At 61.1% G+C, this 13,255-nt stretch carries 11 protein-coding genes; 3 read left to right on the plus strand and 8 right to left on the minus strand.

All coding sequences use genetic code 11. The features are described from left to right. Positions 1 to 28: 28 nt before the first annotated feature. From B9Z47_RS12505 to B9Z47_RS12540, 8 genes are all read right to left on the minus strand, one after another. Positions 29 to 688, minus strand: coding sequence for a DsbA family oxidoreductase (locus B9Z47_RS12505; RefSeq protein ID WP_108331571.1), 660 nt, complete (start codon positions 686 to 688; stop codon positions 29 to 31). A 324-nt stretch (positions 689 to 1,012) separates the two neighbouring features. Further along, the gene (locus B9Z47_RS12510) at positions 1,013 to 1,957 is read right to left on the minus strand and encodes an alpha/beta fold hydrolase (RefSeq protein ID WP_233253791.1); all 945 of its coding nucleotides are present in this window, start codon (positions 1,955 to 1,957) and stop codon (positions 1,013 to 1,015) included. A gap of 39 nt (positions 1,958 to 1,996) precedes the next feature. Beyond that, positions 1,997 to 3,178, minus strand: a complete 1,182-nt coding sequence (locus B9Z47_RS12515) for an MFS transporter (RefSeq protein WP_108331573.1) — start codon at positions 3,176 to 3,178, stop codon at positions 1,997 to 1,999. A 114-nt stretch (positions 3,179 to 3,292) separates the two neighbouring features. Next, the gene (aroC, locus tag B9Z47_RS12520) at positions 3,293 to 4,390 is read right to left on the minus strand and encodes a chorismate synthase (RefSeq protein WP_108331574.1); all 1,098 of its coding nucleotides are present in this window, start codon (positions 4,388 to 4,390) and stop codon (positions 3,293 to 3,295) included. 61 nt (positions 4,391 to 4,451) lie between these two features. After that, positions 4,452 to 5,660: an HlyD family type I secretion periplasmic adaptor subunit gene (locus tag B9Z47_RS12525; protein WP_108331575.1), complete on the minus strand. Its 1,209-nt coding sequence runs from the start codon at positions 5,658 to 5,660 to the stop codon at positions 4,452 to 4,454. Beyond that, complete coding sequence (locus tag B9Z47_RS12530; RefSeq protein WP_199226388.1) at positions 5,657 to 7,840, minus strand: type I secretion system permease/ATPase; 2,184 nt, start codon at positions 7,838 to 7,840, stop codon at positions 5,657 to 5,659. Before B9Z47_RS12530 ends, B9Z47_RS12525 begins: the two co-directional genes overlap by 4 nt. Continuing rightward, entirely contained in the window at positions 7,833 to 9,023 is a 1,191-nt protein-coding gene (locus B9Z47_RS12535; RefSeq protein ID WP_158271678.1) for a TolC family protein, read from the minus strand. Before B9Z47_RS12535 ends, B9Z47_RS12530 begins: the two co-directional genes overlap by 8 nt. Before the next feature lie 220 nt (positions 9,024 to 9,243). Continuing rightward, positions 9,244 to 9,702, minus strand: a complete 459-nt coding sequence (locus B9Z47_RS12540; protein WP_108331577.1) for a CBS domain-containing protein — start codon at positions 9,700 to 9,702, stop codon at positions 9,244 to 9,246. Between the two features lie 112 nt (positions 9,703 to 9,814). Here B9Z47_RS12540 and B9Z47_RS12545 point away from each other — a divergent pair, with 112 nt between their 5' ends. From B9Z47_RS12545 to B9Z47_RS12555, 3 genes are read left to right on the plus strand one after another with little or no spacing between them, the layout of a single operon-like run. Beyond that, positions 9,815 to 11,116 carry an O-acetylhomoserine aminocarboxypropyltransferase gene (locus B9Z47_RS12545; protein ID WP_108331578.1) on the plus strand — a complete coding sequence of 434 codons (1,302 nt, stop codon included), beginning with the start codon at positions 9,815 to 9,817 and terminating at the stop codon, positions 11,114 to 11,116. Between the two features lie 2 nt (positions 11,117 to 11,118). Continuing rightward, the gene (locus tag B9Z47_RS12550) at positions 11,119 to 11,937 is read left to right on the plus strand and encodes an alpha/beta fold hydrolase (RefSeq protein ID WP_108331579.1); all 819 of its coding nucleotides are present in this window, start codon (positions 11,119 to 11,121) and stop codon (positions 11,935 to 11,937) included. Then, on the plus strand, positions 11,934 to 13,253 hold the full coding sequence (locus B9Z47_RS12555; protein ID WP_108331580.1) for a cytochrome P450: 1,320 nt from the start codon (positions 11,934 to 11,936) through the stop codon (positions 13,251 to 13,253). The genes B9Z47_RS12550 and B9Z47_RS12555 overlap by 4 nt, the downstream gene beginning before the upstream one ends. Positions 13,254 to 13,255: the final 2 nt, after the last annotated feature.

The following is a 13,255-nucleotide window of genomic DNA, read 5'->3' on the forward strand; positions in this document are numbered from 1 at the left end:
CTCATTGCGGCGCGATCCGCACCAGCGCTCAGGACACGTCGCCCGATGCGATGCGACGCAGGGCCTGCTCGAACACCTCGACCGGCTGCCCACCCGAGATCAAATGCTTGTCATTGATGATGATGGCGGGCACCGAACGGATGCCGGCCTGGGTGTAAAACTGCTGACGCTCGCGCACTTCGCCGCTGTGCGCCTCACTTTGCAGCACCTGCCGGGCCGCCGCCACGTCCAGCCCGGCAGCAGCGACACCTGCCAGCAAAACCTCGGGGTCTTCCATGCACTCGGCACGCCCCTGATAAGCCTGCAAAAAGGCTTTTTTCAGCGCATGCTGAGCACCCTCACCTTCCCCTTCGGCCCAATGCAGCAGACGGTGGGCGTTGAAAGTGTTGTAGACCCGGCCACGACCACCCGGGTGAAATGCAAAGCCCACTTCGGCACCGCGCGCCGCAATGGTCTGTCGAATTTGCGCCTGCTGTTCGGGCGTGGAGCCGTACTTTTCAGTCAGGTGCTCGCCCAAGTCCTGCCCGCCAGGGGGCATGTGCGGGTTCAGCTCAAAGGGCTGAAAGTGCAACTCAGCCTGCACTTGGCCCTGCAGGCGCTCCAGGGCTTTTTCCAATGCACCCAAGCCCACAGCACACCAGGGGCAGGCAATGTCGGAAACAAAATCGATTTTCAAGGCAGTGCTCATGGCGGACTTTCAGAAACGTTTCAAACTCACCTCTGATTTTCCACGCGCTGGCACATTCTTGCTGGAGGCTCGGCGAAATACCTGCCACCTTCCAAGGGGGACAGCGCCGCAGCCGAGCAAACCACAGGCGGTCGGCCCATCGCTGTTCAGCATGATTTTTCAAGCACCCTTGTTCGGGGCTTTTGAAAGCACATGGCTCATGGCCTGGCTGCAAGTGTCCGGCGTCGACCAAGGTTCTGCAGTGCTCACCATGATGTTGAGGCCGTGGTGCTTTGCCTCGCTTCGCCTCGATTCGCCAACTGCAGCCACGGCTGGATGAGTCGTTCAATCCGACAGGGGCGAGCTGGCAGACCTGTCAGCCCGTCCATGCACCGTGGGGCTTTCACCCAAAACAGCGGACAAGGCCTGATTGAAATGATGTGCGGCTTCGTATTGCACCCAGTGACCTGAGCCAGCCACTGTGTGCCACTGCCCCCAATGCGTCGCCCCCTCTTGAATGGCTGACTGCAACTCGGGCAAGCGTCCTTTGTACAGGGCATCGTGTTCGCCGTAGATGGCGCTGACAGGCACCTGCAGTTGGGGCAAGCTTGTCGCCACGATATCGCTCGACGACAAGCGCCTGCGCGGCATGCGGTCGCGCCGCACATTGGCCGCATGCAGGCTCAGGGCCAGGGCATCCAGGCTGTGCGGGTGCTGCAGCATGAGCGCCATCAGGTTGTGGCGATGCACCTGGTCTTGCGCCTCGGGCGTGGGCAAATGCCGCCAGCCTTTGAGCGCGATGCGCTCAGGCACCGTCAGGCCCATGCCTGGGGCGCCCACCAACACCAGTTGTTGCGCGTCTTGCGGGTGCGCGGCCAGCCACAGGGCTGCGGCCATGCCGCCAAACGAAAACCCCACCAGACGCACTGAGTCGCCACACGCACCACGGGCTTTCAGCTGCTGCAAGCCCGCGTGCAGGTGGGGGGGCAAAGCATCTGCATCCGTGCAAGCGGGCGGCAAATCCGAGTCGCCAAAACCGGGCAAGTCAGGCACCAAAACACGCCAGCCAGCAGCCTGCAAAGGGGCAATGTTGCGCACCCAGTGCGTCCAGCTGCCGCTGCCGCCGTGCAGCAAGACCACCGCCGGCTGCGAAGGCCAACCCCAGGCGTGCCAGACCATGCAAATACCGTCTCGGTTGGTGTGCAGGCGTGTGGCTCCGGCCAGCGACTCGCGCAGATCGGGGGGTAAAAAATCAGGACACACGAACGCAGGCATACAAGTTTGGGGCATGGGCGTTCAGGTTCGGAGCCAATCCGGGGTTCGCAGCGTTCAGGCCACCGGGAGACTGCGCGGGTGCTGCAAGCGCCAGACTTTGTAAGCCGCCGCTGTGGCGACCATGCTCGTCAACACGCTGACCCCAAACACCGTTTGCAAGCCCCAGCGCTCGCTGATCAGCCCGCCCAGCAATGCACCCAGTACGCCCGGAAAACCGTAGGCAATCACGGTGTACAGCGCCTGCCCGCGCCCACGCAAGCGCCCTGGAAAATGGTGCGAAATCAGGGCAATGCAAGCCGTATGGTGCGTGGCAAAGGTGATGGCGTGCAAGGTTTGCGCGAGCAGCAGGACCCACAGCACATCGGCCCACGCAGCCGTCAGCCCCATGCGCAGCACCATGACGGCCGAGCACAACACCAGCCAACCCGTCAGGGGCATGCGCGGCAACCAGCGCGACTGGCTGAAAAACCAGGCGATCTCGGCCGCCACCGACACGGCCCACAGCACGCCAATCATGGTCTTGCTGTAACCCAGCGAATCGAGGTAGAGCGAGAAAAACACGTACACCCCGATGTGCGAGAGCACATGAAAAAACGTGGAGGTGAAAAACCAGAACACCGGCTTTTGGCGCAGCACGGGCCACACGGGCGCATGCACATCACTGTGGTGCTCGGCCTCTTTCAGGTCGGGCATCCACCACACACTCAGCAGCACCGCCCCCAAGGTGAGCACCGTCCAGGCCGGAAAGTGGCGCATGCCAAAAGCCTCGAACCAGGCCCCGGCCACAAACACCGTGACCAAAAAACCCATGGAGCCCCACAACCGCACCCGGCCATAGCGTTTGGTGTCGAAAGCCCCGCCCCGGCTGACCAAATGCGCCATGGTCGCCTCGCTCATGGGCATCATGGCGCTGGTGTGGGTGAACATGACCAGCAACACCAAGGCCAGGCCCAGCGGTCCCCAATCTGCAAAGAGCAAACAGGCCGTGGCAAACGCCACGCCCGCCCCAATGCGCAGCAACTTGACACGCTCACCCGTGCGGTCACTGATGGCCCCCCAGACATAAGGCGCAAACAAACGCGTGCCCGCCTGCACGGCCGTGAGCAAGCTGATGGTCAGCAGACTCAGGCCCAGGCTCTGCAGCCACAGCGGCAAATAGGGGTTGAAAAAACCGATGTGGCCAAAGTAACTGGCCGACAGCGCGGCAAAGGGCAGCAGCGGACGGCGATCAGCCATGGGCACTCCGATGCACGGCCCCGGGTTCGACAGGACACAGCGCCTGCGGCCGAAGCTGCACGCACACAAGCGCGGACATTCGCAAGCAGGGGCTCGCGCCGACAAGCACAGGCATCAGGCTTTGGAAGCTGGAATCGGGGCCAAGACATGCTCGACATCACCGCATTGGGCGCGGTGCTGCAGCGCATGCTCCATCACCACCAAGGCCAGCATGGCTTCTGCAATGGGCGTCGCCCGAATGCCCACACACGGGTCGTGACGGCCTTTGGTGATGACTTCGGTCGGCTGGCCATTCGAGTCGATCGACTCGCGCGCGATCAAAATCGAGCTGGTCGGCTTGACCGCGATCGACACCTCGATGTCCTGCCCAGTGCTGATACCGCCGAGCACGCCGCCTGCGTTGTTGCCCACAAAACCCTCAGGCGTGAGCGTGTCACCCGCCGTACTGCCCTTTTGCGTGACGCAGCCAAAGCCCGCGCCAATCTCCACGCCCTTGACCGCGTTGATGCCCATCATGGCGAACGCGATGTCGGCGTCGATCTTGTCAAACAGCGGCTGACCCAGGCCCACAGGCATGCCACGGGCCACCACGCGCAAACGCGCACCACACGAATCACCCGACTTGCGCAGCGCGTTCATGTAATCCTCCAGCGCCGACACATCGGCCACCGGGGCAAAAAACGGGTTGTTCGGCACATGGTCCCAGCTCTCAAAGCCAATCGGCACGTCGCCGATCTGGGTCATGCAGCCCACAAACGTGGTGCCAAACTTTTCCTTGAGCCATTTTTTGGCGACCGCACCCGCCGCCACCATGGGAGCGGTCAGGCGCGCCGACGAGCGGCCACCGCCACGCGGGTCGCGCAGGCCGTATTTGCGCCAATAGGTGTAATCGGCATGGCCCGGGCGGAAGGTTTGCAGGATGTCGCCGTAATCCTTGCTGCGCTGGTCGGTGTTGTTGATGAGCAGGCAAATCGGGGTGCCGGTGGTCAGCCCCTGGTACACGCCCGACAGGATTTGCACCACATCGGGTTCGTTGCGCTGGGTGACGAATTTGCTGGTGCCGGGGCGGCGACGGTCCAGATCGGGCTGGATGTCGGCCTCGCTCAAGGGCATGCCCGGAGGGCAACCGTCGATCACGCAGCCAATGGCCGGGCCGTGGGATTCACCAAAGTTGGTGACCGAAAAAAGATGTCCAAAGGTATTGCCGCTCATGTTGTCGATTATCCCAGAGCACGGACCGCTTGTTGCGGACGGTCCGTCTCCGGGTCATCGTTCAACGCTCGCCGAGCGACTGGTTCAGGGTTTTGACCACCGGTTTGGCCAAGTATTTGAGCACGGTGTTGGTCCCCGTCTTGATCTCGACGGTGCTGGTCATGCCCGGCTGAATGTCCAGCTTTTGATCTGGACGGCCGCTGAAACGGCGGCCATCCGTCTTCACCTGCACACGGTAATAAGGCTTTTCACCCTGCTGCACATTCAGGTTTTCGGTCAGGGTGTCGGCACTGATGTAGGACAAGGTGCCCGATAAATCGCCATACACCGTGTAATCGTAGGCATCGATTTTGACTGTGGCTTTCATGCCCGCCTTGATGAAAGCGATGTCAGCGGGGCTGACCTTGGCCTCGATCACCAAGTCGTCTTCCAGCGGGACAATCTGCATCACCTCTTCGCCCGGACGGATCACGCCCCCCCGGGTGGTGACGCGGACGTTTTTGACAATGCCGTGCAAAGGTGCCCGCAACTCGGTCTGGGTCAACTGGTCTTTGCGTTGGGCCATGACCTGCTGGACGCCCGCCAAGTCTTCCAGCGCTTTGCTCAATTCAGCCTGAGTGTCCTGAAAGTACTTGTTTTTCCGGTTGGTGATCTGAGCTTGCATGTCAGCCACCTGACGCTCCAGACGCAACACCTCGGTGGCACTCACGTCGCCGGTTTTCAACAGCGGACGGGTCATCTGCAATTCTTTTTGCACAATGGCTTTGATGTTTTCAAAGGACTTCAGTTCGTCCTTGATCGCAGCCTGGCGTTTTCTGAACAGCATCACCTGCGTCTCCCGGAACTCCGGGTAGGCCTTGGCTTCTGGCGGGAAGCGCGGCGAGCTGCCCAGCACTTCGGCTTGCAGGCGGGCTACCGTGATGGCCAAGGCAGCGCCTTTGGCCCGGGTCTCCAGATAGCTCGATTGCTGACGGGTGCCATCAATTTTGACCAGCACCTGGTCACGCTGCACCACATCGCCTTCCTTGACCATCAGCTCTTCAATCACCCCGCCGTCTTGCGACTGGATGATTTGCGAACGCGCACTGGAGATGACCGAGCCCGGTGCACGGGTGATTTGGTCAATTTCTGCAAAGTACGCCCAAGTGATAAATGCCAGGAATGTCAGCAACAGGGACCACAGGGCCCAGCGGGCATGACTCAACACACCGCTCAAATCGTCACGCCGCCCCTTGGACTGCGCCGGCTCCAAAAACCAAAAAATCTTCATGCCATCGCTCCAGTCAAAGGCACCGCCTGGGCCGGGGTCACCGGGCCGACAGCAGGCGGTTGGCGCAATCGGTTCAGAACCTCGTCGCGCGGACCATCCAGCACCACCTTGCCTTTGTCGACCACCAAAATACGGCCCACAAAAGACAAGACGGAAGGTTTGTGCGTCACCACCACCACGGTCGAGTCCGCAGGCATGTGCTCAAACAGGTGCTGCATGACCCGCTGCTCAAGCTTGGCGTCCATCGAGGCGGTCGGCTCATCCAGCAACAACACTTTCGGTGTGGCCAGCAACATGCGCGTCAAGCCCACCAACTGGCGTTGGCCACCGGACAAACCGCGACCACCTTCTGCGATCTCCAGCTCCAGACCCTGCGGGTGGTTCTGAATCACCTGGTCAAGCCCCGTCATCGCCGCAGCTTTGAAAATCTGACTGTCACTGGGCAACGGCAAACCCAGCGTCAGGTTGTGCCGCAGCGTGCCATTGAACAAACGCACGTCCTGCGGCAAGTAGCCCACATGCTCACGCACGAACTCAGGGGCCAGTTGCATCATGTCCACGCCGTCCAGGTAAGCATGGCCCTGCGTCGGTTTGTAGAGTCCGGACAAAAGTTTGACCAACGTGGTCTTGCCCGAGCCCACCTGGCCCAAAATGGCGATCCGCTCGCCGGGTTGAATCGTCAGGGAGGGAACTTCCAGGCCCGGAATATCCTTGGCATAGGCAAAGCCGACTTTGCTCATCTTGAGCTCGCCGCGACACAACTCGGGCACCACCAAACGTTCGCTCGGTTGACGGTCGCTGGGCATGGCCATGATGCCGTCGAGCGACTTCAGGGCAATCTTGGCGTGCTGCCACTGCACAATCAGGCTGGGCAGCTGGGCCACCGGTGTCAAGGCCCGCCCCGAAATGATGGAGCAAGCAATCAAGCCCCCCATGGTCAACTCGCCCGAGTTGATCGCGTAAGCACCCGCCGCGACCATGCCGGCATAACTGAGCTGCTGAATGGTCTGCGTCAGGTTGCCCGACAAGCTGGAGAACATGCGCATTTTCAGTTCGCTGTCCGCAATGCTCACGGTCATGGCACGCCAGCGTTCCAGCATTTTCCACTCGGCATTGGCTGCCTTGACCGACTCAATGCCATCGATGGCTTCGATCAACAAGCCATTTTTTTCATTGGATTCCTTCATGTGCAAGCCGGTGTGGCGGGCAATGGGCCCCTGAAAGGCCAAGCCAGCCAACACCGCCAAGGGCACCGACACCAACGGCACCAAGGCGACCGGGCCTGCGATGATGGCGATCACGCCGACGAACAAAATGGCAAACGGCAAGTCGGCCATGATGAACAGACTCGAAGAAGTCAAAAAATTACGGACCGACTCGAAATGCCGGATTTGCGATGCAAAAGTGCCCACAGTGCGCGGCCGGGCATCCATTCGGATGTCCAGGGCCTTGCCGAAAAAGACCGCCGACAGCTCTTGGTCAATGACCTTGCAGGCACGGTCCACCATGTAGGCGCGCACCTGTTTGAGCACCAACTCAATCAGAATGGCCACCCCCACGCCAATGGTCAGCACCCACAAGGTGGAATAGCCCTTGGTGGGAATCACGCGGTCGTAGACCTGCATGGAATACAAGCCTGCCACCAGGCCCACCAAACTGATGACGAAAGTGGCCACAACCGCTTCGAAGAAAACCGAACGGTAGCGACGGATCGAGGCGGCAAACCACTCGGTGGCCGTCATGGCTTCATGCGCCGACTCCCCCGGGCGGGCAGGCTGACACGTCAACTGCAAAAACCGGCCCGTTCTGGCCATGGACCTGTCCAGCATGTGGGTGGCACCCTCACCATCTTGGCAGGTCAAGCTGGCCCGGGTGGACCCGCCGCGCACCAACAAGATCTGCTGGGCATCGGGCGACAACCAAAGGACCGGGAAATCCGTCGGGCCTAAGGCATCCAGGGCCACTTCCTCGATCTGAGCCATCGGAAAACGGCCCAACCACCAGGCTTTCAGACGGTCTTCCCGTGTCAGGCTTGCAACGTCCACCCCTTCTGCCGTTTGACCCATCATGCCAAAACGGTGCGTGGGGACGGCCTGTCCCAACAAGCCCGCCAGGCGAGACAGGGTCGAGGCCAAGGGGTGGTCCAGCATCACACTGGTCGATGGGGTGGTTTCAGTCATAAATCATCGTCAGGTTTTGCGCGCTCAATTGCCCGGTCAGCAGCATCAGTCGAAGCTGCACAGATTGGGCGCTGGTGGCCACATCCACGGCGCTGTAAGTCGCTTGCCCACTCTCTCGCACGGCATTCAGAACATCCAGCCAATTCTTTTTGCCAATCTGGTATTGGCGCAAGTAAGACGCCACCACCTCTTCGGTGGCCGACACCAATTGCTGGGCGGGCTCGACTTGCTGCGTCAAGGCCTCCAGATCGGCCAATGCGGTGCGCACCTGTTGCTCCAGTTGTCGCTCGTAAACGACCGCGTTTTGCATGCTGTTTTCCAGTCTTGAACGTGCGGCGGCCACGGCACTGCGCGCGGACAAGCCAGGGCCTGGCGAAAACTGCAAGGCCAGATAGGTGCGACTGGGGTCTGTGCCGTTGTCGCTCGACCCCAAAGCACGCCGATGGGCCAACGCCAGCGTCGGGTAAACGGCAGCCTCGGCCATGTCAATTTGAGCCTGTGAGACCAACTGCTGCGTCCGCAGGCGCAACAACTCGGCAGAGCTGGACTTGGCCGTTTCGATGGCAATGCCCTCGCTCTGCACTTGCCAGCCCAGTGTTTTGGGCGGACGCAAAACACTTGGGGGTTCCCCGACCAATTGCTGCAAGGCCAGCTCCGCCGTTTGCAACGACCGCTGAAACTGGATGCGTTCGGACACCGCTTGCTGCAATCGCGCATTGGCCAAAACTTGGTCGGCCATGGGGCTGACCTCAGAGCCCACCCTGCGCTCAATCAATGCCAACAATTTGCGGTGTTCGGCTTCATTTTTTTTCGCAACGCTCAAGCGTTCACGCCAGCGCAGCGCATCGAAAAACTGTGTCCCTGTTTGTTGCATCAGGCTGATGCGCGCTTCCTGCAAACCCGCCTCAGCCAACGTCACGTTGGCTTGGGCCAGCCGATTTTGGGCGTCAATTTTGCCGCCGGCCCACAAGGGTTGCTGCACCAACAGAGCCCCTTGAGGCCGTCCTCCCGCTGCTGTGGCCTCGGTGCTCACGGTCGGGTAACGGGACCATCGGGCTGTTTCCAGATCCCCTTGAGCCGCCTGCAGTTCAGCCTGTTTGGCTTTGACGGTGGGGTGAATGCTGGTGGCCAGGCTCAAAGCGTCGGACAAACGCAATTCGGTGGCGAAGGACAGTGTTGGCAACAACAATGCCAGACCCGCACTCGCCACGCAGCCCCTGATTACAGTGCAATATGTCATTTGAGTAGAAAAACACCGTTTCGATGTTTTTGTCAGTTTTGTACTCAAATATTATTGCACGACAACACCTAAAAATTAAAAATAAAGTACTCCAAGGCCCAATTAACAAAGCATCACTGCACCAAGCACATGGGGCTGTGCAAGCCCCATGCACCCGTCAAAGTCAGGTTGCGGAAGCAGCGCCTTCCTGCTCGGGCCAATCGCGGATGTAGGCCTTGAGCATCTTGTTCTCGAAATCCTGACTCTCCACCACGGCTTTGGCCACATCGTAAAAACTGATCACCCCCATCAGCATGTGCGCGTCCATGATGGGCATGTAACGGGCATGGCGCTCCAGCATGATGCGGCGCACATCGTCCAGATCGGTGTCGCTGCTGCAGGTCAGGGGCTGCGCATCCATGGCCTGTTCCACTGTGGTGTGGCCGACCTGACCGCCGTTTTGGACCACCTGTTGAATCACCTCGCGAAAGGTGAGCATGCCTGCCAACTGGCCTTGCGACATGACCACCAGGGAGCCAATGTCTTTTTCAGCCATCGCATTCAAGGCAGTCCCCAGCAGTTCATCGGGCTTGACCGTAAAAAGGGTGCTCCCCTTGACTCGCAGAATATCGCTGACTTTCATGGTGTCTCTCCTAGGCTCGTTATGGGACTTGCGAAGAATAAATATAGCCCACAATGCATGCCGTGCACAGCGCATCATTTTTCGGATGCTTTATTTTTTTCGGAGACCCTTCATGGCTGGTTACAGCGATCCCGGTTTTGACACTTTGGCCCTGCATGCAGGTGCGGCACCTGACCCGGCCACCGGTGCACGGGCTGTTCCGATCCACCTCACGACCTCGTTTGTTTTTGAGTCCACAGACCAGGCCGCCGCCCTGTTCAATCTGGAGCGCCCGGGCCACGTTTACAGCCGCATCAGCAACCCCACCAACGCGGTGCTGGAGCAGCGCATCTCGGCCCTGGAAGGCGGCATCGGGGCCATCACCACTTCCAGCGGTCAAGCGGCTTTGCATTTGAGCATCGCCACGCTCATGGGTGCGGGCTCGCACATCGTGGCCTCCGCCGCTTTGTACGGTGGGTCACACAACCTGCTGCACTACACGCTGAGCCGCTTCGGCATCCGCACCACCTTTGTCAAACCCGGTGACCTGGACGCCTGGCGTGCCGCCGTGCAGCCCGACACCAAACTGTTCTTTGGCGAGACCGTGGGCAACCCCGGCATGGACGTGCTGGACATCGAAGCCGTGAGCGCCATCGCGCACGAAGCGGGGGTGCCACTGCTGGTGGATTCCACCCTGACCTCGCCCTGGCTCATCAAACCCTTTGACCACGGGGCCGATCTGGTTTACCACTCGGCCACCAAATTTTTGTCAGGCCACGGCACCGTGGTGGGCGGCGTGGTGGTCGATGGTGGCAGCTTCGACTGGGACCAATCGGGCAAATTTACCGAGCTGAGCCAAGCGTATGAAGGCTTTCACAACATGGTGTTCAGCGAAGAAAGCACGGTGGGCGCCTTTTTGCTGCGCGCCCGCCGTGAAGGCCTGCGTGACTTTGGCGCTTGCATGAGCCCACACACCGCCTGGTTGATCTTGCAAGGTATCGAAACCCTGCCGCTGCGCATGGCCCGGCACATGGAAAACACCGCCAAAGTGGTCGAGTTTCTGGCCGCGCACCCTCTGGTCAGCCGCGTGGGGCACCCCATGCTGGAGAGTCACCCTTCGCATGCACTGGCGCAAAAGCTGCTGCCTCGCGGCGCGGGCTCGGTGTTCAGCTTCGACATCAAGGGCAACCGCGCCCAAGGCCAAAAGTTCATTGAAACCCTCAAAGTGTTCAGCCACCTGGCCAATGTGGGCGACTGCCGCAGCCTGGTGATCCACCCAGCCAGCACCACGCATTTCCGCATGACGGACGAGGCCTTGGTGGCCAGCGGTATTGGCCCGGGCACGATCCGTCTGTCGATTGGCCTGGAAGACCCTGCCGACCTGATCGACGACCTGAAAAAAGCCCTCAAGGCCGCAGAGAAAGCAGGAGCCTGAACATGAAAATCTCTGTTCAAGGCCACACCCTCTACGCCTACACCGGCGGCAAAGACTTCAACCCCACCCAACCCACCGCCGTGTTCATCCATGGCGTGCTCAACGACCACAGCGTCTGGATTTTGCAAACCCGCTATATGGCGCACCACGGCTGGAACGTGCTGGCGATTGACCTGCCCGGACATTGCAAAAGCGAAGGCACGCCGCCACAAAGCGTGGAAGAAGCGGCCGACACCGTGATCGCCTTGCTGGATGCCCTGAAGATTGAAAAAGCCGCACTGATCGGCCACAGCTTTGGCTCGCTCATCGCGCTCGAAGCCACAGCACGCGATGCGCTAGCGCATCCTGGCCGCGTGAGCCACCTGGTGATGGTGGGCACGGCCTACCCCATGCGCGTCTCGCCCGCCCTGCTCGATTTGTCGGTCAGCGCCCCGTTCAAGGCGATTGACATGGTCAACAGCTTTTCGCACTCCACCCTGGCACCACCGCCTTCAGCGCTGGGCCCCGGCACCTGGTTGTATGGCGGCAGCAAGGCGCTGATGCGCCGCGTGCTGGCCAGCAACACACAGGTCAATGTGTTCCACACCGGCTTCAAGGCCTGCGACGACTACCGGGGTGCCGAAGCGGCCATGCCCCGCGTGACCTGCCCCACCTTGTTCGTGCTGGGCCGCGCCGACCAGATGACTCCCCCAAAGGCTGCACAAAGCCTGATTGACCTGTGCACGCAACCCAAGGTGGTGCAGCTGCCCGCAGGCCATTCGCTCATGACCGAAGCGCCCGAAGGCGTGTTGCAGGCGCTCAAGGATTTTTTGAAACCATGAACTCCCACATCACCCCGCCCCTGTCGGCTGACAGAGCGCAAGAAATTGCCCGGTCGTTGGACTTGCGCGCCCTGCCCCGCGACTTTCTGGACAACCCCTACCCGGTCTATGCCGCGCTGCGCGAAGCCGAGCCTTTCAAGCGCATGCCCGATGGCTCGTATTTCCTCACGCGCCACGCCGACCTGGTGGCGGTGTACCGCGACGCCAAGGTCTTCAGCTCCGACAAACAAGTCGAGTTTGGCCCCAAATACAACCACGCGCCCTTCAATCAGCCGCCTTACACCACAGCCGGCGGCGTGGCCCCACTGTTCGAGCACCACACCCACAGTCTGGTCTTCAACGACCCGCCGCTGCACACCCGGGTGCGCCGCCTGATCATGGGGGCGCTGACCCGCCGCGCCATCGAGGCGATGGAGCCCGGCCTCGTGACACTGGTCGACAGCCTGCTGGACAAGCTCGAAGCGCAAGGCGGTGGCGACCTGATCGAAGACTTTGCCTCGGCCATTCCGGTCGAGATCATCGGCAACCTGCTGGACGTGCCGCACGCCGACCGCGAGCCCTTGCGCGGCTGGTCGCTGGCGATTTTGGGTGCGCTGGAGCCCGCCCTGACACCCGAACAAGAAGCGCTGGGCAACCGCAGCGTGACCGAGTTTCTGGCTTATCTGCGCGAGCTGGTCGCCCAGCGCCGCCAGCACCCGGGCGATCCGGAGCACGATGTGCTGACCCGCTTGATTCAAGGCGAGGAAAATGGCGACGCCCTGAGCGAAGTCGAGCTGCTGCAAAACTGCGTGTTTTTGCTCAACGCCGGGCATGAGACCACCACCAACCTGATCGGCAACGCGCTCATCACCCTGCAGGAATGGCCTGAGCAGCGCGAACAACTGAAGGCCGACCTGAAAGCAGCCACCAGCGATGAAGACCGCGAGCACATTCTCGGTTTGGCCGTCGATGAATTTTTGCGCTTTGAATCGTCCAACCAGCTGGGCAACCGCCGCGCCCTGCAGGCCACGCAGGTCAACGGCGTCGATCTGCCCGCAGGCGCTTTGGTCACACTGTGCATTGGCGCGGCCAACCGCGACCCGGCCGTGTACGACAACCCCGAACAACTGGACTTGCGCCGCACCGGCAACAAGCACCTGGCCTTTGGCTTTGGCGTGCACCAGTGCGCGGGTTTGAGCCTTGCGCGGCTCGAAGGCCGCATCGCCATCGGCCGCTTTTTGCAGCGTTTTCCCGATTACCAACTCACGCAAGCGCCGGTGCGCGGTGGCCGGGCAAGGTTCCGGGGCTTTTTGAGCGCCCCTTTCAAAACCCGCTGAGC

Origin of the sequence: Limnohabitans sp. 2KL-1 (assembly GCF_003063435.1) — a bacterium.
Lineage (GTDB): Bacteria > Pseudomonadota > Gammaproteobacteria > Burkholderiales > Burkholderiaceae_C > Limnohabitans_A.

Coding starts and splice junctions, on each gene's coding strand:
- B9Z47_RS12505 (WP_108331571.1), bottom strand. CDS start 688: ATGAGCACTGCCTTGAAAATCGATTTTGTTTCCGACATTGCCTGCCCC.
- B9Z47_RS12510 (WP_233253791.1), bottom strand. CDS start 1,957: ATGCCCCAAACTTGTATGCCTGCGTTCGTGTGTCCTGATTTTTTACCC.
- B9Z47_RS12515 (WP_108331573.1), bottom strand. CDS start 3,178: ATGGCTGATCGCCGTCCGCTGCTGCCCTTTGCCGCGCTGTCGGCCAGT.
- aroC (WP_108331574.1), bottom strand. CDS start 4,390: ATGAGCGGCAATACCTTTGGACATCTTTTTTCGGTCACCAACTTTGGT.
- B9Z47_RS12525 (WP_108331575.1), bottom strand. CDS start 5,660: ATGAAGATTTTTTGGTTTTTGGAGCCGGCGCAGTCCAAGGGGCGGCGT.
- B9Z47_RS12530 (WP_199226388.1), bottom strand. CDS start 7,840: ATGACTGAAACCACCCCATCGACCAGTGTGATGCTGGACCACCCCTTG.
- B9Z47_RS12540 (WP_108331577.1), bottom strand. CDS start 9,702: ATGAAAGTCAGCGATATTCTGCGAGTCAAGGGGAGCACCCTTTTTACG.
- B9Z47_RS12545 (WP_108331578.1), top strand. CDS start 9,815: ATGGCTGGTTACAGCGATCCCGGTTTTGACACTTTGGCCCTGCATGCA.
- B9Z47_RS12550 (WP_108331579.1), top strand. CDS start 11,119: ATGAAAATCTCTGTTCAAGGCCACACCCTCTACGCCTACACCGGCGGC.
- B9Z47_RS12555 (WP_108331580.1), top strand. CDS start 11,934: ATGAACTCCCACATCACCCCGCCCCTGTCGGCTGACAGAGCGCAAGAA.